The 18,570-nt window shown below is 55.2% G+C and carries 16 protein-coding genes; 8 read left to right on the forward strand and 8 right to left on the reverse strand.

Annotation, left to right across the window (positions count from 1 at the left end; translation table 11 throughout):
• Nucleotides 1-20: 20 nt before the first annotated feature.
• Both mhpB and BZK42_RS22525 read right to left on the reverse strand, forming a co-directional pair.
• Complete coding sequence (gene mhpB, locus BZK42_RS22520; protein ID WP_046275617.1) at nucleotides 21-965, reverse strand: 2,3-dihydroxyphenylpropionate/2,3-dihydroxicinnamic acid 1,2-dioxygenase; 945 nt, start codon at nucleotides 963-965, stop codon at nucleotides 21-23.
• A 1-nt stretch (nucleotide 966) separates the two neighbouring features.
• A complete protein-coding gene (locus tag BZK42_RS22525; protein WP_080860311.1) occupies nucleotides 967-2,631 on the reverse strand; it encodes a bifunctional 3-(3-hydroxy-phenyl)propionate/3-hydroxycinnamic acid hydroxylase in 1,665 nt (554 codons plus the stop codon).
• A gap of 192 nt (nucleotides 2,632-2,823) precedes the next feature.
• Here BZK42_RS22525 and BZK42_RS22530 point away from each other — a divergent pair, with 192 nt between their 5' ends.
• Both BZK42_RS22530 and BZK42_RS22535 read left to right on the forward strand, forming a co-directional pair.
• Nucleotides 2,824-3,636, forward strand: coding sequence for a DNA-binding transcriptional regulator (locus tag BZK42_RS22530; RefSeq protein ID WP_080860313.1), 813 nt, complete (start codon nucleotides 2,824-2,826; stop codon nucleotides 3,634-3,636).
• A 135-nt stretch (nucleotides 3,637-3,771) separates the two neighbouring features.
• A complete protein-coding gene (locus BZK42_RS22535) occupies nucleotides 3,772-4,080 on the forward strand; it encodes a putative quinol monooxygenase (RefSeq protein WP_046275619.1) in 309 nt (102 codons plus the stop codon).
• A gap of 127 nt (nucleotides 4,081-4,207) precedes the next feature.
• Here the strand turns inward: BZK42_RS22535 and BZK42_RS22540 are convergent, their stop codons facing one another.
• Together BZK42_RS22540 and BZK42_RS22545 are read right to left on the reverse strand one after the other, a co-directional pair.
• The gene (locus BZK42_RS22540; protein ID WP_016151966.1) at nucleotides 4,208-4,684 is read right to left on the reverse strand and encodes a cold-shock protein; all 477 of its coding nucleotides are present in this window, start codon (nucleotides 4,682-4,684) and stop codon (nucleotides 4,208-4,210) included.
• Nucleotides 4,685-4,770: 86 nt separating this feature from the next.
• The gene (locus BZK42_RS22545; RefSeq protein WP_080860315.1) at nucleotides 4,771-5,016 is read right to left on the reverse strand and encodes a YmjA family protein; all 246 of its coding nucleotides are present in this window, start codon (nucleotides 5,014-5,016) and stop codon (nucleotides 4,771-4,773) included.
• Between the two features lie 379 nt (nucleotides 5,017-5,395).
• Here BZK42_RS22545 and BZK42_RS22550 point away from each other — a divergent pair, with 379 nt between their 5' ends.
• Both BZK42_RS22550 and BZK42_RS22555 read left to right on the forward strand, forming a co-directional pair.
• Nucleotides 5,396-6,172, forward strand: coding sequence for an MBL fold metallo-hydrolase (locus tag BZK42_RS22550; protein WP_080860317.1), 777 nt, complete (start codon nucleotides 5,396-5,398; stop codon nucleotides 6,170-6,172).
• 18 nt (nucleotides 6,173-6,190) lie between these two features.
• The gene (locus tag BZK42_RS22555) at nucleotides 6,191-7,141 is read left to right on the forward strand and encodes a GlxA family transcriptional regulator (RefSeq protein ID WP_080860319.1); all 951 of its coding nucleotides are present in this window, start codon (nucleotides 6,191-6,193) and stop codon (nucleotides 7,139-7,141) included.
• On the opposite strand, the gene BZK42_RS22560 is transcribed toward BZK42_RS22555, so the two are convergent.
• Complete coding sequence (locus BZK42_RS22560; RefSeq protein ID WP_053390018.1) at nucleotides 7,138-7,746, reverse strand: class I SAM-dependent DNA methyltransferase; 609 nt, start codon at nucleotides 7,744-7,746, stop codon at nucleotides 7,138-7,140. The genes BZK42_RS22555 and BZK42_RS22560 overlap by 4 nt on opposite strands.
• A gap of 164 nt (nucleotides 7,747-7,910) precedes the next feature.
• On the opposite strand from BZK42_RS22560, the gene BZK42_RS22565 reads away from it, so the two are divergent.
• From BZK42_RS22565 to BZK42_RS22580, 4 genes are all read left to right on the forward strand, one after another.
• On the forward strand, nucleotides 7,911-8,993 hold the full coding sequence (locus BZK42_RS22565) for a LacI family DNA-binding transcriptional regulator (RefSeq protein WP_080860321.1): 1,083 nt from the start codon (nucleotides 7,911-7,913) through the stop codon (nucleotides 8,991-8,993).
• A 121-nt stretch (nucleotides 8,994-9,114) separates the two neighbouring features.
• On the forward strand, nucleotides 9,115-12,198 hold the full coding sequence (locus BZK42_RS22570) for a beta-galactosidase (RefSeq protein ID WP_080860323.1): 3,084 nt from the start codon (nucleotides 9,115-9,117) through the stop codon (nucleotides 12,196-12,198).
• 52 nt (nucleotides 12,199-12,250) lie between these two features.
• The gene (locus BZK42_RS22575; RefSeq protein ID WP_080860325.1) at nucleotides 12,251-13,504 is read left to right on the forward strand and encodes an MFS transporter; all 1,254 of its coding nucleotides are present in this window, start codon (nucleotides 12,251-12,253) and stop codon (nucleotides 13,502-13,504) included.
• Nucleotides 13,505-13,659: 155 nt separating this feature from the next.
• Complete coding sequence (locus BZK42_RS22580) at nucleotides 13,660-13,932, forward strand: YceK/YidQ family lipoprotein (protein ID WP_016151950.1); 273 nt, start codon at nucleotides 13,660-13,662, stop codon at nucleotides 13,930-13,932.
• Between the two features lie 44 nt (nucleotides 13,933-13,976).
• Here the strand turns inward: BZK42_RS22580 and prpE are convergent, their stop codons facing one another.
• The 3 genes from prpE to prpC are packed head-to-tail and all read right to left on the reverse strand — an operon-like array spanning nucleotide 13,977 to nucleotide 18,561.
• Nucleotides 13,977-15,863 (reverse strand): propionate--CoA ligase, encoded by a 1,887-nt coding sequence (prpE, locus tag BZK42_RS22585; RefSeq protein WP_080860327.1) that lies wholly within the window; start codon nucleotides 15,861-15,863, stop codon nucleotides 13,977-13,979.
• 39 nt (nucleotides 15,864-15,902) lie between these two features.
• Nucleotides 15,903-17,354, reverse strand: a complete 1,452-nt coding sequence (locus BZK42_RS22590; protein WP_016155798.1) for a bifunctional 2-methylcitrate dehydratase/aconitate hydratase — start codon at nucleotides 17,352-17,354, stop codon at nucleotides 15,903-15,905.
• Nucleotides 17,355-17,391: 37 nt separating this feature from the next.
• Complete coding sequence (prpC, locus tag BZK42_RS22595) at nucleotides 17,392-18,561, reverse strand: bifunctional 2-methylcitrate synthase/citrate synthase (RefSeq protein ID WP_047497899.1); 1,170 nt, start codon at nucleotides 18,559-18,561, stop codon at nucleotides 17,392-17,394.
• Nucleotides 18,562-18,570 lie beyond the last annotated feature (9 nt).

Below are 18,570 nucleotides of genomic sequence, written 5' to 3' on the forward strand. Positions count from 1 at the left end.
CCTGCATATTCAGTTCTGTTTCAGTTCTGTGTGGTGGCGCTCAGGGAGCCGAATCCAGCGATCCACTCTGGGATCGGGCGGTAATAACGGCCTTCGCTGCGCCAGTTGCCAAAGGCAGAAATAGCGGCGAAGGCAGCAACCCAGGTTTTAACTTCGTGCGTTGATTTGCCCGCCATCGCGGACAGTTCTTCGTTACTGACCGCGTCCAGCTCCTGCAAACGCCCCTGTTCAAGCAGCGTCATAAAGCGGTTATCCCAGACAGGGTTAAGCGGATGCAGCGTGTGTTGATCGGCCACAAACTTCTCGGCGGCGCTGATCACCCGCTGCTGGCGCAGCTCGCGCTCGTTTTCAGGCAGTTGTTTGCCGCTGCCGAGCAGGCGGTCGCGCATATGGGCATCGGCCTTCGCCAGCTCCGGGACCGGCGGCTGATGCGACAGGCCGCCGGAGCCTAAAAACAGCACACGCTGATTCAGCGAGCTGGCGAATCGGCCAATCGCTTCACCGAGCATGCGGGTACGCTGAAAGCCCGGCAGCGGCGTGGCGACGCCGTTAATAAACACTGGCAGCACCGGCACGTTATCCAGACCGCCGAGCAAAAACTCCAGCGGCTGCGCGAAGCCGTGATCGACCTGCATGTTGTAGGACACGGCGAGATCGATGCCGCTTTTCATTACCGCGTGGGCGCAGGCTTCAGCGAGATCTGTCGGCACCGGCAGTTCCCCCGCCGCGCTGCCGAAATCGCCGATCGCCGTAGCGCCTACGCCTAAACAGAACGGCGGCATCACGTCGTAGAAAAATCCGTTGTAGTGATCGGGGGCAAACAGCACCACCAGTTCAGGGTCGAACGCCGCAATACGTGCCCGGGCGCTGGCGATCACACCGTTAACCTCGTCGAGCACGGCCTGCGCCGGGTCGACGTAACCCACCAGCGGCGAGTGGGAAAGACAGTGAAGATAAGCGTGCATATCAGGCCACCTTTTCAGCGGGAATGTGGGCATTAACGCGGGTGAGCGTCATCACCGACGCCAGTTTATTCAGGGTACTGCCCAAGGTTTGCGGAATGGCGATGGCGGCCACAAAGCGGTCCGGGCGTATCACCACCAGCGCGGCGTTGTGCTGGGCAAACCACGCGCGCAGGCGGTTTTGCGTATCGCCAATGCGGGTAACGCCGTCGTGGTTATCCTGATCGGTTTGTATCTGTGTATCCGGCACCACCTGGATAAACTGTGTCTCCAGCGCCTGCCACTGTTGGATCTGCGCCTCGCTCATGCCCCACAGCGGGTTACAGCCCCAACCGATCACCGCGAAATTCGGCCCGATGACGTTGTCGAGCAGCGTCACTTCACCTGATTCCAGCGTTACCTTCGGCTGGATAAACATCTTGCCAACGGGAGAGGTTTTCGCGTCGCCTTCACGTACCAGCGCCCCGGCGTGGTACTGCGGCATCGGCTTAAAGCGCATTTCAAGGAAGTAGCGTTTGACCGGCGGAATGTAGTTCAGCAGCCAGGAAACCCCGTCGCGCACCGCGCCGTGCCAGCGTTTCGGCGGCGCAAGTACGTTGCCTGCGGTCACCGAGAGATCGATCATCGCTTTGGCGTGGTCGCGGCGTTCCTGCTGGTAGGTATCCAACAGCGCATCACCGGCTTTGCCCTCAATCACCAGCGCCAGTTTCCACGCCAGATTGAAAGCATCGCGCATGCCACTGTTGTACCCCTGCCCCTGCCAGACCGGCATAATGTGCGCCGCATCGCCCGCCAGCAGCACGCGGTCAATGCGAAAACGTTCGGCCAGACGTGCGTTATGGGTATATACGCGCTGGCGGATCAGCTCGACGTTGTCCGGGTTCGGCAGCACTTTGCTCAAAAGCTGGCGCATATTCTGCGGTTCGCTGAGCTGCGCTTCGGTTTCCCCTGGCATTACCATAAATTCAAAGCGGCGCACCGCGTGCGGCAGCGCGGCGGAGACATACGGGCGCACCGGATCGCAGCACAGATACACATGCGGCGTGCTGAGCGGATCGTTAGCGATATCCACCACAATCCACTGATTCGGCGCGGTTTTGCCTTCAAATGGCACATTCAGCGAACGTCTGACGTTGCTGGCCCCACCGTCGCAGGCCACCAGCCACTGAGCTTTCACCGTTTCACGCTGGCCATCCGGCGCTTTCAGGTTCAACGTCACTTCACCATTTTTCTGGCTGAAGGCTTCCAGTTCGCGGGAGAACAGGCAGCGCACGTTGGGAAAACGCGACAGCCCTTCCAGCATCACCGCGTCTACCTGCGGCTGAATAAACGCGTTGCGGCGCGACCAGCCAAATTCGTCGGTCATCGGCTGGATATCAGCAAAACAGCGCCCTTTCGGGGTGAGAAAGCGCATCGCATGCCACGGCGTGGTGTGCGGCAGAACATTTTCGACCAGACCGACGGACTGCATGGTGCGCAGCGCTTCATCGTCAATGCCGATGGCGCGAGGATAGTCGATAAGGGTATCGAGCTTCTCCACCACCAACACCTCAATGCCCATCTGGCCAAGATAGTTCGCCATCATCAGCCCTACCGGACCGGCTCCGGCAATCGCTACCTGCACGGTGTGCTGCACAGCGGGTTGGATATCTGGATTTATTGTTGTCATTTCAGAACCTCACTACTCGGACAAAATGCAATTGCAGACCCTGGTGAGGCGCAATTGTTTTTTGTTAAAATAATGTGAATAATTTTTTATTGTGCGGTCAGTATAGAAGTGAGTTTTTGCGCTACAATCAAAACATGCCTGGATGTGCACTAAGTGCACCACGTTGTTTTAACTGTATATTTGTCAATAAATATGAAAAGTGACGACAGTACCGAATACAAAACCGTGCGCGGGTTAACGCGCGGACTAATGTTATTAAATATGTTAAATCGTCTCGACGGCGGGGCCAGCGTTGGCCTGCTGGCAGAGCTGAGCGGCCTGCACCGCACCACGGTCAGGCGACTACTGGAAACCCTGCAGGATGAGGGTTACGTCCGGCGCAGTCTGTCCGATGACAGCTTTCGCTTAACCATTAAGGTCCGTCAGCTCAGTGAGGGATTTCGTGACGAGCAGTGGATTTCTGCGCTCGCCGCCCCGCTGTTGGGAGATTTGCTGCGCGAGGTCATCTGGCCGACCGACGTTTCCACGCTGGATGTGGACGCGATGGTAGTGCGTGAAACCACCCATCGCTTCAGCCGCCTGTCGTTTCATCGGGCGATGGTCGGGCGTCGTTTGCCGCTGCTGAAAACCGCATCCGGCCTGACCTGGCTGGCATTTAGCCCGGAGAATGAACGTCAGGAACTGATTGAAATGCTGGCTTCACGACCGGGAGATGAGTTCCAGTTGGCGCGCGAACCGCTGAAGCTCGACGCCATTTTGAGCCGTGCGCGAAAAGACGGTTTTGGCCAGAACTTTCGCGGTTGGGATCAGGAGGAGAAAATCGCCTCCATCGCCGTCCCCATTCGCAGTGAACAGCGGGTGATCGGCTGCCTGAATCTGGTGTATATGGCCAGCGCCATGACCATCGAACAGGCCGCGGAAAAACATCTTCCGGCCTTACAAAAGGTGGCGAAACAGATAGAGGACGGCGTTGAGTCGCAGGAGATTTTGGTTGCCGGGAGGTGAGATGGATCACAGTTAAGCGGATCATCTGATTAATAGCTGAGATAACTCACTCACCGACCGATATAACACTGTGGCGTCTTGCCCTAAATATATCTTCATCACATAGTGTGCATTCGTTTTCTGCCAGGAGGCTGCATGTTAAAGGTCATTGCCGAAGATTTCATCAAACCTGAGTATATTGAAACCGTTCTCCCTTGGTACCGTGAGCTAATATCGGCGACGAAGAAAGAGCCGCAATGCATTGCTTATGACCTCTATATTGATGAAAAAGATCCGGGGCATTTTATTTTTATCGAAGAATGGCCAAACCACGCGGCTCTCGATGAACATTGTGCCAGTGAGCATTTCCGGCGACTTGTGCCGTTAATCGATCAATACACGCGCCAGGAAGCACGTTACATACTGATGGATGACGTGGTAATTCCAGGTGCCTCATCAAAATAAAAAAACAGAATGGAATTTGCTATTTGGCTCAAATGGATATTCCCTTCTGACAAAAATACGCATAAAAAAACCGAAACCCCGCTTCTGAAGAGAGCAGGATTTCGGTTTTCATTCACTCTGAAGGGCTTCAGACCTTAAGCAGTTTCACCGTCTCGTCGATATCGATTTCATCTTCCGAGAAGATCAGCGTCGTGCCCTGGAAGGTGGTGATGGCCAGCTTTTTCAGCGTGCGCATTTCACCAGGCTTCACGTCTGATTTCGGTCGGATGCTGTTCATCAGCACACCAACGGACAGCACCGCATTTTCTTTGTCGATACGAGTCTCAGCAGGGACTTCTTCGCTGTAGACCAGGTAAGACTTGATCGCCGTGAGCTTCAGACGCTCGCCCGCGATATAGATGTATTTGCTGTCGGGTATGACTTTTACCGCGTAGGCAGATAAGCCTTTGTTGTTGGTGGTAGGCTCAAAGGTCACCGCCGCGTCTTTCTTGATCAGCTCAGGATTAGCAACCTTAATCACATGAAAATAGCGGTTGTCGCCGTTTTCATCTTTGATAAATCCAAAGCCTTTATCTTTAAACCACGTTGTGATTGTTCCGTTCATTGCTGTTTCCGCCTGATTAAACCTATTACTTGTAGAGTATACCTACTCAATTTGCGCGCAGTGTAAAACACAGGCCATGTCTTTGGCTACTCGTTACCCCAACGATTGAGGAACTCCGCGATATCATCGATACGCTGTGCGTCGACTCCAGCCTCGGTTGCCATCTCCTGCTGCGCTTCTTCGCTGATCTCTTCATTGTCCATCAAACGAGTGATCAATTGCTGGAAGTAGTGTGCCAGTGCGTCGCGTTCTGTATCGCTCACCGGCTTTGCAGCTTCAGTCGCGTATTCGTCGGCGATATCATAAAATTTTAGCGGAATGTCGTTGTTCATCGGGTGCTCCGGGGTAAATGCGTGTGCCAGCAGTTGCCTGCCGCGTCTGGTGTGAATGATAGCATTCTTATTTCATGGTTCGCGATATGTTTTATTGGCTGCAATACGTTGCATATATCAACACTATTTTCTGGAGCCGCTTCGAATTTAATAAATCTACTCTTATTTAAATGACGTTTTTTTTCAGTACAAGATAATGGCTGCGAATTAAATAAAGAGTCGCAAAGGAAATATTCAATTACTTTAATTGTAATTTCATTATCGATCTCTGCCATCTGCTATTGGCCCAATCTCATCGTTAGTCGCCCATTTGCCCACATTCATCTTCTGGGTAACACTCTACGATGACACCACTGACCCAACATGTGGAGCAAACACTATGAACATCACGCAAATCCGTAACGCCACACAGCGCATCACCTTTGGCGGTAAAACCTTTCTGATCGATCCAATGCTGGCGGCAAAAGGGACTTATCCGGGCTTTACCGGAACGGCACGCGCCGAGATCCGCAACCCGACTGTGGAACTGCCCGTTGATGTCGACACCCTGCTCAACGTCGATGCGCTGATCGTGACCCATCTGCATGAAGATCATTGGGATGAGGCTGCTGCTCGTATCGTACCGAAAGACAAACCGATCTATGTACAAAATGAGCAGGATAAGCAGGTGCTGCGAAAGCAGGGTTTCACGCAACTGACCGTACTGGCACACAGCACCACGCTCGGCGACATCACCCTGCGTAAAACCGGCGGCCAGCACGGTTCGGATCGCGCTTACGCCATCCCGCAAATGGCGGAGCGTCTGGGTGATGCCTGCGGGGTTATCTTCCAGCATCCGGCGGAAAAAACGCTGTATCTGATCGGGGACACTCTCTGGCGCGACGAGGTGGAAACCAACATGCGGACGTTCCTGCCTGGCGTGGTTATTTTGAACGCAGGTTTTGCCCACGTTATCGGGTTTGGCCCAATCATCATGGGCGCAGAAGATGTGCTAAAAACCCACTTCACGCTGCCCGAAGCACAAATTGTGGCGACCCACATGGAGGCAATTAACCACTGTCTTCTGACTCGCGCGGCTCTAAAAGAGTACGCCCACGATAACCAGATTGCGCAATTTGTTAACGTACCGGAAGATGGCGAAACCCTGACGTTTTAATATCCACAAAGGAATCGTATGCAACCGCTTAACGTCGCCATTGTTGCCGTGGAAGATTTCAGCCCGTTTCACTTCTCGGTGCCGTGCATCATTTTCAGTGACAAAGTAGCGGCGAAGAAACGCTTCGAGGTGCAACTTTGCGCCGAACAGCCAGGTATCGTTTCCTCGCAGGATGGCTTTTCCATTACCGCAGCTCACGGCTATGAAGCGGTGGAGGCCGCCGACATCGTGGTGCTCCCCTACTGGGGCACCACGGCACATCGTCCACCACAAAGCCTGCTTGATGCGCTCAACCATGCGCGACAAAACGGCGCACAGATTGTCGGGCTATGTCTGGGGGCATTTGTCCTCGGCTATGCCGGTCTGCTCGATGGCAAACGGGCGGCTACGCATTGGGAGTTCGAGCAAGATTTTCAGGCGCGCTTTCCGGCAGCCCGTCTGGATATTAACGCGCTGTACGTGGATGACGACGGCATAATTACCTCGGCAGGCACCGCCGCCGCGCTGGATTGCTGTCTGTACGTCATCCGTCAGCGTTTTGGCAGCACGGCGGCGAATCAGATTGCCCGACGGATGATTGTGCCGCCGCATCGTGAGGGCGGCCAGGCACAGTTTATCGAGCAACCCGTGGCGAAAAACACCCAGGATCAGCGCATCAACGTCCTGCTCGACTATTTGCGCCAGCATCTCCACGAACCGCATAATCTCGACGAGCTGGCGCAGCGGGTGATGATGAGCCGTCGCACTTTAACCCGTCATTTTATGAAGGCCACCGGGTCAAGCGTGGCCGAATGGTTGATTGCCGAGCGTCTGCGCCGTAGTCAGATACTGCTGGAGTCCAGCCAGTTACCCGTTGAACGCATCGCCGAACAGGTCGGTTTCCAGTCGCCCATCACCTGGCGGCAGCATTTTAAATCCCACTTTGGCGTTAGCCCGGCTGAATGGCGTAAAACCTTTCGCGGCGATTAGCCACGTTTTTGCGCCAGCCAGATGGTATGCCCGGCGCAGTGCGGATCTTCCATCACCATCTCTACCACCACAAAACCGTGCGCTGACAGCAATGCGCGGTATTCATCCGGCGCGAGGCTGGCGTGAAACAGCGGTTCGCCCTCAAATTGCCCCATCGCGATACCGTTTTCCGTCCCGCTGGTAAACATCAGCGCGCTGCCGGGACGGCTGAGTCGGTCAAAAATCGGGAACATCTTTTGCTGATCCTGCTGAGTTAAATGGAAAAAGCTGTCCCAGGCGATCAGACCATCGAAAGTCTCGTTAAGTCCCAGCTCGCGCATATCCTGCTCCAGCCAGCGCTGTGCGGGAAAAGAGTGCCGGGCCCGCGCCAGCATCGCCGCAGAACCATCAATTCCCGTAAGCGGAAAGCCTTGCTGAATAAAATAACCAGCAATCGGCTGACCGTTGCCGCAGCCAATATCCACAATGCTGCCCTGTCCGCCCATCACGGTGATGAACTTATCCAGCCAGCTTTTCTCGAACAGTGCGCGTGAACGCTGGCTGGCAAAGGCCTCCGCATGACGTTGGTAGATGGACAGAATGTTGTTTGCCGCAGAGTCGCTCACGATGTCCTCACTTTTTTATGTTGTTAAGCATCACGACGATAAATCCTCCAGCACACGATCTGCAACCCTGGAATGCGCCTCGCAGAACCAATGCGCAAATACCCCAAAACCGTCCCGCTGTGGCATCATAGCGCGCAGATAACGTCATGACAGGGGTGATAAACGTGAAACCGGTAACGCTATACGATGTGGCAGACCATGCAGGAGTCTCTTACCAGACCGTCTCGCGCGTCGTGAATCAGGCCAGCCACGTTTCCGCAAAAACCCGACAGAAAGTTGAGGCCGCGATGGCGGAGCTCAATTACATCCCCAACCGTGTCGCACAGCAGCTGGCGGGCAAACAGACGCCGCTGATTGGCGTCGTGACGGCGAACCTTGCCCTGCACGCCCCCTCGCAAATCGTTGCCGCCATAAAATCCCGCGCCGACCAGTCCGGGGCCAGCGTGGTGATCGCCATGGTCGAACGTAGCGGCGTTGAGGCATGTAAAGCCGCAGTCCACAACCTGCTTTCTCAACGCGTAACCGGGCTTATCATCAACTACCCGCTGGATGAAGAAGACGCCATTGCCGTGGCTGCCGCCTGCGGCACGGTGCCGGTACTGTTTCTCGATGTCTCTGATCAGACGCCAATTAACAGCGTGATTTTCTCCCATGACGACGGCGCACGTCTCGGCGTTGAACATCTGGTGCAGCATGGGCATCAGCGTATCGCCCTGCTGAGCGGGCCACACACTTCGGTTTCGGCAAGGCTTCGCCATGCGGGGTGGCATAAATATCTGGCGCACTACCAGCTGCAACCCACCGCGGAGCTGGAAGGCGACTGGAGCGCGATGTCAGGTTTTCAGCAAACGCTGCATATGCTTAATGGTGGTAATCTCCCCACCGCCATGCTGGTCGCTAACGATCAAATGGCGCTGGGCGCGATGCGGGCAATCAGCGAGTTCGGTCTGCGGGTGGCGGTTGATATCTCGGTGATTGGCTACGATGACACCGAAGACAGCGCCTGCTACATCCCACCACTGACCACCATCAGGCAGGATTTTCCGTTACTGGGTGAAACCAGCGTCGACAGACTGCTGCAACTTCCCCGTGGGACCTCAAGCGTGGGCAACCAACTGCTGCCCGTAACCCTGGTTAAGCGCAATACGGTTCTGCCTCCTGATACGCAACCCCTCTCACCCCAGGTGCTGGCCGACTCACTGATCCAGCTAGCGCGGCAAGTTTCGCAGCTCACACCTAAATTGTGAACGCATAACAATTGTGTGAGTCAGTTCACTCATTGAGCGCCCCATCCTTTACAGTTGGGATCGCTTATTCGTATTTTGATTGAAATTGTGAGCGAATAACAAATTCAAACAGGATACCGTTATGAACCTGAACACAGATTCACTCTCCGCTGTACTGGCCCGCCGTGACTGGGAAAATCCCGGCGTCACGCAGCTCAACCGCCTGGAGGCGCACCCGCCGTTCTGTAGCTGGCGCTCAGCGGATGATGCGCGTACCAATCAGCGATCAACTCAGTTACGCTCGCTAAATGGCAAGTGGCAGTTCGCCTGGTTTACCGCGCCTGAGGCCGTGCCGGAAAGCTGGCTGACGAGCGATCTGCCACAGGCTGATACTGTCAACGTCCCCTCTAACTGGCAGATGGATGGTTACGACGCGCCAATTTATACCAACGTCACCTACCCGATCCCGGTTAACCCCCCGTACGTTCCAGCGCAGAATCCGACAGGATGTTACTCGCTCACATTCAGTATCGAAGACGCGTGGTTAGATGAAGGTCAGACGCGCATTATTTTTGACGGGGTGAATTCCGCGTTTCATTTGTGGTGCAATGGTCGCTGGGTTGGCTACGGTCAGGACAGCCGCCTGCCGTCTGAATTCGATCTTAGCGATTATCTGCTGCACGGCGAAAACCGCCTGGCAGTGATGGTGCTGCGCTGGAGCGACGGCAGTTATCTGGAAGACCAGGACATGTGGCGCATGAGCGGGATCTTTCGCGATGTATCTTTGCTGCATAAGCCCGCTACGCAAATCCGCGACCTGCGCATTAACACCCATTTTAACGACGATTTCAGCCGCGCCACGCTGGAAACAGAAGTCAGAGTGGCGGGCAACGAGAGCGAAGATTTACGCGTCACCCTGCAATTGTGGGACGGTGAAACGCTCACTCACGAAACGACTTCCCCGCTCGGCAGCGAAATTATTGATGAACGCGGCGCTTATCATGATCGGGTTACCCTGCGTCTGAACGTCGAAAACCCGGCGCTGTGGAGTGCCGAAACGCCTAATCTGTACCGCGCTGTGGTCCAGTTACGTACCGCTGACGGAGTGCTGATTGAAGCGGAAGCCTGTGATGTCGGCTTTCGTCAGGTTCGTATTGAAAACGGCCTGCTGTTACTCAACGGTAAGCCGCTGTTGATTCGCGGCACCAACCGTCATGAGCACCATCCGGTCAACGGTCAGGTGATGGACGAGGCGACGATGGTGCAGGATATTCTGCTGATGAAGCAGAACAACTTTAACGCCGTGCGCTGCTCCCATTACCCGAACCATCCATTGTGGTACACCCTGTGCGATCGCTACGGCCTGTATGTGGTCGACGAAGCCAACATTGAAACCCATGGCATGGTGCCGATGAATCGCCTCACCGACGATCCCGCATGGCTGCCAGCCATGAGCCAGCGCGTCACGCGCATGGTGCAACGCGATCGCAACCACCCGAGCATCATCATCTGGTCACTGGGCAATGAATCCGGGCATGGCGCCAACCATGACGCGCTCTACCGCTGGATAAAATCAGAAGATCCGTCCCGCCCGGTACAGTATGAAGGCTGCGGCGCAAATACCACAGCGACCGACATTATTTGCCCAATGTACGCCCGCGTCGATCAGGATCAACCCTTCCCCGCGGTACCCAAATGGTCGATTAAAAAGTGGCTGTCGATGCCCGGCGAACAGCGTCCGCTGATCCTCTGCGAATACGCCCACGCCATGGGCAACAGTTTTGGCGGCTTCGCCAAATACTGGCAAGCGTTCCGTCAATTTCCGCGCCTACAGGGCGGGTTTGTCTGGGACTGGGTAGATCAGTCGCTGATTAAATATGATGAGAACGGCAAGGCATGGTCTGCCTACGGTGGTGATTTTGGCGACACGCCTAACGATCGTCAGTTTTGCATGAACGGCCTGGTGTTCGCCGATCGCACCCCGCATCCGGCATTATACGAGGCCAAACATGTGCAGCAGTTTTTCCAGTTTACGCTGCTGCCGGGACCCAAACGCCAGATTGAAGTAACCAGCGAATATCTGTTCCGCCACAGCGATAACGAGGTTCTGCACTGGTCGATTGCCCAGGATGGCAACCCGCTGGCCGCCGGAGAAATCGTGCTGGATATCGCCCCACAGAGTCGCCAGGTGATAACCCTGCCAGATGTCCCGATGCCGGAAACCGCCGGCCAGCTATGGCTAACGGTACGCGTAGAGCAACCTCAGGCCACCGCATGGTCAGACGCCGGGCACATTAGCGCCTGGCAGCAATGGAAGCTGGAAGAGAAACTCAGCCTGGTGCCACGGCCAACTGCCCGTACCGCACCACAGCTGAACGTGAGCGAAAACACCTTTACTGTTGAGATCAACGACAAGCGCTGGCAATTCGACCGTCAGTCTGGCCTGCTGACACAGTACTGGATTGGCGACGCAGCTCAGCTGTTAACCCCGCTTACTGACCAGTTCACCCGCGCGCCGCTGGACAACGACATCGGCGTGAGCGAGTCAACCCGCATCGACCCTAACGCCTGGGTCGAACGCTGGAAAGCCGCCGGTCATTATCTGGTCGAAGCAACGTTACTGCACTGTGCTGCCGACACGCTAAGCCATGCGGTACTGATCGCCACCGAACATGCGTGGCAGTATCAGGGCGAAACGCTGTTCGTCAGCCGAAAAAGCTACCGTATTGACGGCAATGGTGAAATGCAGATAACGGTGGATGTCGACGTCGCCAGCGGCACGCCACATCCGGCCCGCATCGGCCTGAGCTGCCAACTGGCGCAGATCGCTGAGCGCGTGAACTGGTTAGGTCTCGGCCCACATGAGAACTACCCGGATCGCCTGAGTGCCGCCTGTTTTGATCGTTGGGATTTGTCACTTGATGAGATGTACACCCCGTATGTTTTCCCTGGGGAAAACGGTCTGCGCTGCAACACGCGTGAGCTACGCTACGGCGCGCATCAATGGCGAGGGGACTTCCTGTTCAACATCAGCCGCTTTAGCCAGAAGCAACTGATGGAAACCAGCCACCGCCATCTGCTGCAACCGGAGGCAGGTACCTGGGTCAATATTGATGGCTTCCATATGGGCGTGGGCGGTGACGACTCCTGGAGTCCTTCCGTTTCACCAGAGTTCCTGCTGAGTGCCGGACGCTACCACTACCAGCTGGTCTGGGGTCAAAAATAATAATAATCGGGCAGGTTCCCCCCTGCCCGCATTCATCGTAAGGAAGTCCATTATGTATTATTTGAAAAACACTAACTTTTGGATGTTCGGCTTCTTCTTTTTCTTTTACTTTTTCATTATGGGTGCCTATTTCCCCTTCTTCCCTATCTGGTTACACGATGTAAACCATATCAGTAAAGGTGACACCGGGATCATTTTCGCCTGTATTTCACTATTTTCATTATTATTCCAGCCTGTTTTCGGACTGCTTTCCGATAAGCTTGGCCTGCGTAAACACCTGCTGTGGGTAATTACCGGAATGCTGGTAATGTTTGCCCCGTTCTTTATTTACGTCTTTGGCCCGTTATTACAGGTTAATATTTTACTGGGTTCGATTGTCGGCGGGATTTACCTTGGCTTTATCTACAATGCCGGCGCCCCAGCGATTGAAGCCTATATTGAAAAAGCCAGCCGCCGAAGCAATTTTGAATTTGGTCGCGCGCGCATGTTTGGCTGCGTGGGCTGGGCGCTATGCGCCTCGATTGCCGGGATTATGTTCACCATCAATAACCAGTTTGTCTTCTGGTTAGGTTCCGGCTGTGCGGTCATTCTGGCATTGCTGCTGCTCTTTTCAAAAACAGATGTCCCCTCTTCTGCAAAAGTTGCGGATGCGGTAGGCGCCAACAACTCAGCATTCAGTCTGAAGCTGGCGCTGGAGTTATTTAAACAACCGAAACTCTGGTTCCTCTCCCTGTACGTGGTCGGCGTTTCCTGTACGTATGAAGTGTTTGACCAGCAGTTCGCCAACTTCTTTACCTCGTTCTTTGCCACCGGCGAACAGGGTACCCGTGTGTTTGGCTACGTCACGACCATGGGGGAATTACTTAATGCCTCTATCATGTTCTTTGCGCCGCTGATTGTGAACCGCATTGGCGGAAAGAACGCCCTACTGCTGGCCGGTGCGATAATGTCGGTGCGGATCATCGGCTCCTCCTTCGCCACCTCTGCGCTGGAGGTCGTCATTCTCAAAACGCTGCATATGTTTGAAATACCGTTCCTGATCGTCGGTTGCTTCAAATACATCACCAGTCAGTTTGAAGTGCGCTTCTCGGCCACAATTTACCTGGTGTGCTTCTGTTTCTTCAAACAGTTAGCAATGATTTTCATGTCAGTTCTGGCCGGAAAAATGTATGAGAGTATTGGTTTCCAGGGGGCGTATCTGGTGCTGGGGATAATTGCGCTGAGCTTCACGTTGATTTCCGTATTTACCCTAAGTGGACCGGGGCCGTTTTCTCTGCTGCGTCGTCGCGAAAGCGTCACGCTGTAAAAGCCTCTTTGCCGGATACACCACTCACGTGGTTTATCCGGCCTTCGATGTGCCATCCTCACACGATGAGTCCTGACCTGGTGGTTTAAGTTCCGAGGACAACACGCCGCTTTTTTATCGTTATGGTAAAACGGGGCGAGAAGCCAGGTCATAGCATGAGCAAAAAGACGGTTGCGGTAACAACGCTCTTTATCAGCGTATTACTTACAGGATGTGGCAGCATTGATGCGCGCACGGCAGGCGAGGATTCAGATACGTATTACGTGGGTATGCGCCATGATATTGATAAACTAAAAAACCCGGGCGCTTACGATTATAACTATTTCGATTTAGCGCTGTTATTTGTTGATGTGCCGTTATCGTTCGTGGCCGATACGGTTTATGCGCCGTTTGATTACTATCACGGGCCGTATAAGAAAGTTGATTAACACGTAGGCCCGGTAAGCATTGCGCCACCGGGCATCACACGACGTTACTCCTCGATCGCCTGACGGATTTGCTGCAACGATGCGGGATCGTCAATGGTCGTCAGATCGCCAGGATCGCGGCCTTCGCAGATCGCCTGAATCGTCCGTCTGAGCATTTTGCCGGAGCGTGTTTTCGGCAGCTGCGACACAAACCAGACGTGCGCCGGACGACCAAAATTACCAATTTGACTGTCCACCAGCGCCATAATCGCCTTCTCTTCCGAATGGGCAATGTCGCTGTCTTCCAGACTGTCGCTCTGTTTTGGAATAACGAACGCGACCGCCACCTGCCCTTTCAGCGCATCCTTCACGCCAACTACCGCCACCTCGGCGACGTTTGGATAGCTGGAAATACTCTCCTCTATCTCGCGCGTCCCCAGCCGGTGTCCGGCCACGTTGATCACGTCATCCGTACGGCCCAGAATGAAGTAATAGCCATCGGCATCGCGAATGCCCCAGTCAAAGGTGGCGTACACCTGGCGGGAAAACAGTGACCAATAGGTATTCACAAACCGCGCGTCATCCCCCCAGATAGTCTGAATACAGCCCGGCGGCAGCGGCCCTTCAATCACCAGCATCCCCTTCTCGTTCGCCGCACAAGGTTCACCGGTCACCTCATTGAGCAACTGCACGTTATAGCCGTACATCGGCACGCCAGGGCTGCCCAGCCGCGACGGTCGGTCGTCCAGCCCGCGGGCGATAGCCATAATCGGCCAGCCGGATTCAGTCTGCCAATAGTTGTCGATAACCGGGACGCCCAGCGTTTCCGTTACCCAACTGGCGGTCGGTTCATCCAGCGGCTCACCCGCCAGATACAGCACCTCCAGCGAGGAGAGATCGTGATTGCGGATTTGCGCGGTCGGGAATTTTTTCAGCACGCGGATGGCGGTCGGGGCCGAGAACATCCGGCTGACCTGATACTTCTCAACAATTTTCCACCATACGCCGCAGTCCGGATACGTTGGCAGCCCTTCGTAAACCACCGTCGCCATCCCCGCCAGCAGCGGGGCATACACGATATAGGAATGCCCAACCACCCAGCCGATATCCGACGCGCAGAAGAACACGCCGCCCGCTTTGCCGCCGAAAATGGTGTCCATCGAGGTCGCCAGCGCGACCGCGTAACCACCAACGTCGCGCTGAACGCCTTTCGGTTTACCGGTTGTCCCGGAGGTGTAGAGAATGCAGGACGTTTCGTTCGACTCCAGCCAGACAACCGGCACCCGTGCGCCGAGATGCTGTTGGCGTAGCGCGGCAAAGTCGAGGTCACGCCCCTCCACCCGCGCCATTTTCGCCAGACCGCGGTCGACCAGCACCACATAACGCGGCTGATGCTGAGCCTGATCGATCGCATCATCGAGTAGCTTTTTATAGGGCAGGATCTTGCCGCCGCGCGCCCCGGCATCCGCCGAAACGATAACCACTGGTCGGGCGTCGTCGATGCGCGCCGCCACGCTGTGCGAAGCAAAACCACCGAACACCACCGAATGGATCGCCCCAATGCGTGCGCAGGCCAGCAGCGTAATGTGCGCTTCGGCGATCATCGGCATATAAACCAGTACCCGATCCCCGCGCTGTACGCCGAGCGACAACAGCATCGCTGCCACAACATTCACTTCGTCATACAACTGACGAAAGGTAAACGTGCGTTCTTCTTCGGTTTCTGATGACACCGCAATCAGCGCCAGCGCCTCGGGCTGTTTCTCCAGCCAGCGGTCGATGGCGTTATGGCACAGATTGGTCGTCCCGCCGCAAAACCAGCGGGCAAACGGCGGATTGCTGTGGTCCAGTATCTGCGTATACGGCTGCTGCCAGTCAATACGCTGGGCCTGCTCGGCCCAGAACGACTCCGGCTGCGTAATAGAACGTTGATAAAACTCGCTATAAGACATAATGCTCTCCTGTTGAACTTACGCCTGATGAGTCGGGTTTCAGATAACAAACAAATCCATATACTCATTGACCGGCATCTGCTCCAGGCGAGTTCTGTCCAGGGAGACATCCAGAATGCGCTGCTGCTGACGGGTCGGGAACTGACGCGCCAGGTTGATTTTGAACTTCTCGACCAGCTTCGGCATCCCATCGTTACGACGGCGCGCGTGGCCGATTGGGTACTCCACCACCACTTCTTCAAAACGTGAGCCGTCGGTGAATTCCAGGGTGATGGCATTCGCGATGGCGCGTTTTTCAGGATCGTGGTAATCGGCTGTAAAGGCCGGATCTTCAAAGCAGTTGATCTTCTCGCGCAGGGCATCAATGCGTTTGTCCTGCGCCACGCCGTCTTCATAATCTGCCGCGGTTAAGCGCCCGAACAGCAGCGGAATGGCGACCATATACTGGATGCAGTGATCGCGATCCGCCGGGTTATTCAGCGGGCCTTTTTTATCGATGATGCGGATACAGGCTTCGTGCGTACGAATGGTCACTTTTTCGATATCCGCCGCCGTTTTCCCTGCAGCCTGTAGCTGCTCGTACAACGTCATCGCCGCCTCTACCGCAGTCTGCGAGTGGAACTCGGCCGGGAAGGAGATTTTAAACAGCACGTTTTCCATCACATAAGAGCCGTACGGGCGCTGGAAGCGGAACGATTCGCCTTTGAAAGAGACGTCATAAAAGCCCCAGGTTTTCGCCGTCAGCGCAGACGGATACCCCATCTCACCGGTTTTCGCCATCAGTGCCAGACGTACCGCGCGCGAAGTTGCATCGCCAGCTGCCCAGGATTTACGCGTGCCGGTATTTGGCGCATGGCGATAGGTACGCAGCGACTGCCCGTCAACCCACGCCAGCGACACGGCGTTGAGGATTTCATCCCGGTTCAGGCCAAGCATCTCGGCGACCACCGCTGTGGAGGCCACTTTGACCAGCAGGACGTGATCGAGACCGACGCGGTTAAAAGAGTTTTCCAGCGCAATGCAGCCCTGAATTTCATGGGCTTTAATCATTCCGGTGAGCACTTTTTTCATGGTTAACGGCGCTTTCCCCACTGCTACCGCATTGCGTGACAGCCAGTCAGCCGTGGCCAGAATGCCGCCGAGGTTATCGGAAGGATGCCCCCATTCCGCGGCCAGCCAGGTATCGTTAAAGTCCAGCCAGCGGATCATCGCGCCGATGTTAAACGCCGCCTGCACCGGATCGAGCTGGAACTGGGTGCCCGGAACGCGCACGCCGTTCGGCACCACAGTCCCTGGGACTACCGGCCCCAGCAGTTTTTTACAGGCCGGATATTCCAGCGCTTCCAGGCCGCAGCCTAAGGTATCAAGCAGGCAATAATGCGCGGTGTCATACGCTACCGTCGAAGTGATCTCGTAATTCATGACGTAATCAACGATATCAACGATTTCACGGTCAAATTCCGGGCGGACGTTCGAAATATGTGCAGACATAACAAGGGTTCCTGTTTTTATATTTAGAGGTTTTGCATTAGCAACGCTGATCTATCGCGACAAAGACACGATCTTCCGGGCCGGTGTAATTGGCGGAAGGACGGATAATTTTGTTGTCCTGGCGCTGTTCAATGATGTGCGCCGCCCAGCCGGTGACGCGGGCGATGACAAACAGCGGTGTGAACATTTCAGTCGGGACGCCCATCATGTTGTAGGAGACAGCCGAGAACCAGTCGAGGTTGGGGAACATCTTTTTCGTTTCCCACATCACGTCTTCCAGACGGTCGGCGATGTTGTACATTTTCAGCGAACCGCCTTCCTGAGAAAGCTGTTTCGCCACGCGCTTTATCACCTGATGACGCGGGTCGGCGATGGTGTAAACCGGATGACCAAAGCCAATCACCACTTCTTTGTTTTCAACGCGTTTACGGATATCCGCTTCCGCTTCGTCTGGCGTTTCGTAGCGCTGTTGGATCTCCAGCGATACTTCATTCGCCCCGCCGTGTTTCGGACCACGCAATGCGCCAATCGCGCCGATAATCGCGGAATACATATCGGATCCGGTCCCTGCAATCACGCGGCTGGTGAAGGTGGAGGCGTTGAATTCGTGTTCGGCGTACAGCACCAGCGAAATATGCATCGCTTTTTCCCAGCTTCGCGACGGCTTTTCGCCATGCAGCAGATGCAGGAAGTGGCCGCCAATGGAATCATCGTCAGTTTCCGGCTGAATACGCTCGCCGTTATGGCTGTAGTGATACCAGTATAGGAGAATAGAACTGAGCGATGCCAGCAGCTTGTCGGCAATATCGCGTGCGCCGGAGACGGTATGCCCTTCTTTTTCCGGCAACGTACAGCCCAGCGCGGAGACGCCGGTGCGCATCACGTCCATCGGGTGCGAGGCAGCAGGCAGCGCTTCCAGGACGGTACGCACGTTTGCGGGCAGTCCGCGCAGCGCTTTTAATTTGATTTTATAGGCGGTGAGCTCATCACGGGTGGGCAATTTCCCGTGGATCAGCAGGTGCGCGACTTCTTCAAATTCGCACTGCTGCGCCAGGTCGAGAATATCGTAGCCGCGATAGTGCAGGTCGTTACCGCTTTTGCCTACGGTACACAGCGCGGTATTTCCGGCGGCGACGCCTGACAGCGCAACCGATTTTTTAGGTTTAATGACATGGGTACTATTTTGCAGGATCGTTGTGTCGCTCATGTTGTCCTC

It is taken from the genome of Citrobacter braakii (genome assembly GCF_002075345.1).
GTDB lineage: Bacteria > Pseudomonadota > Gammaproteobacteria > Enterobacterales > Enterobacteriaceae > Citrobacter > Citrobacter braakii.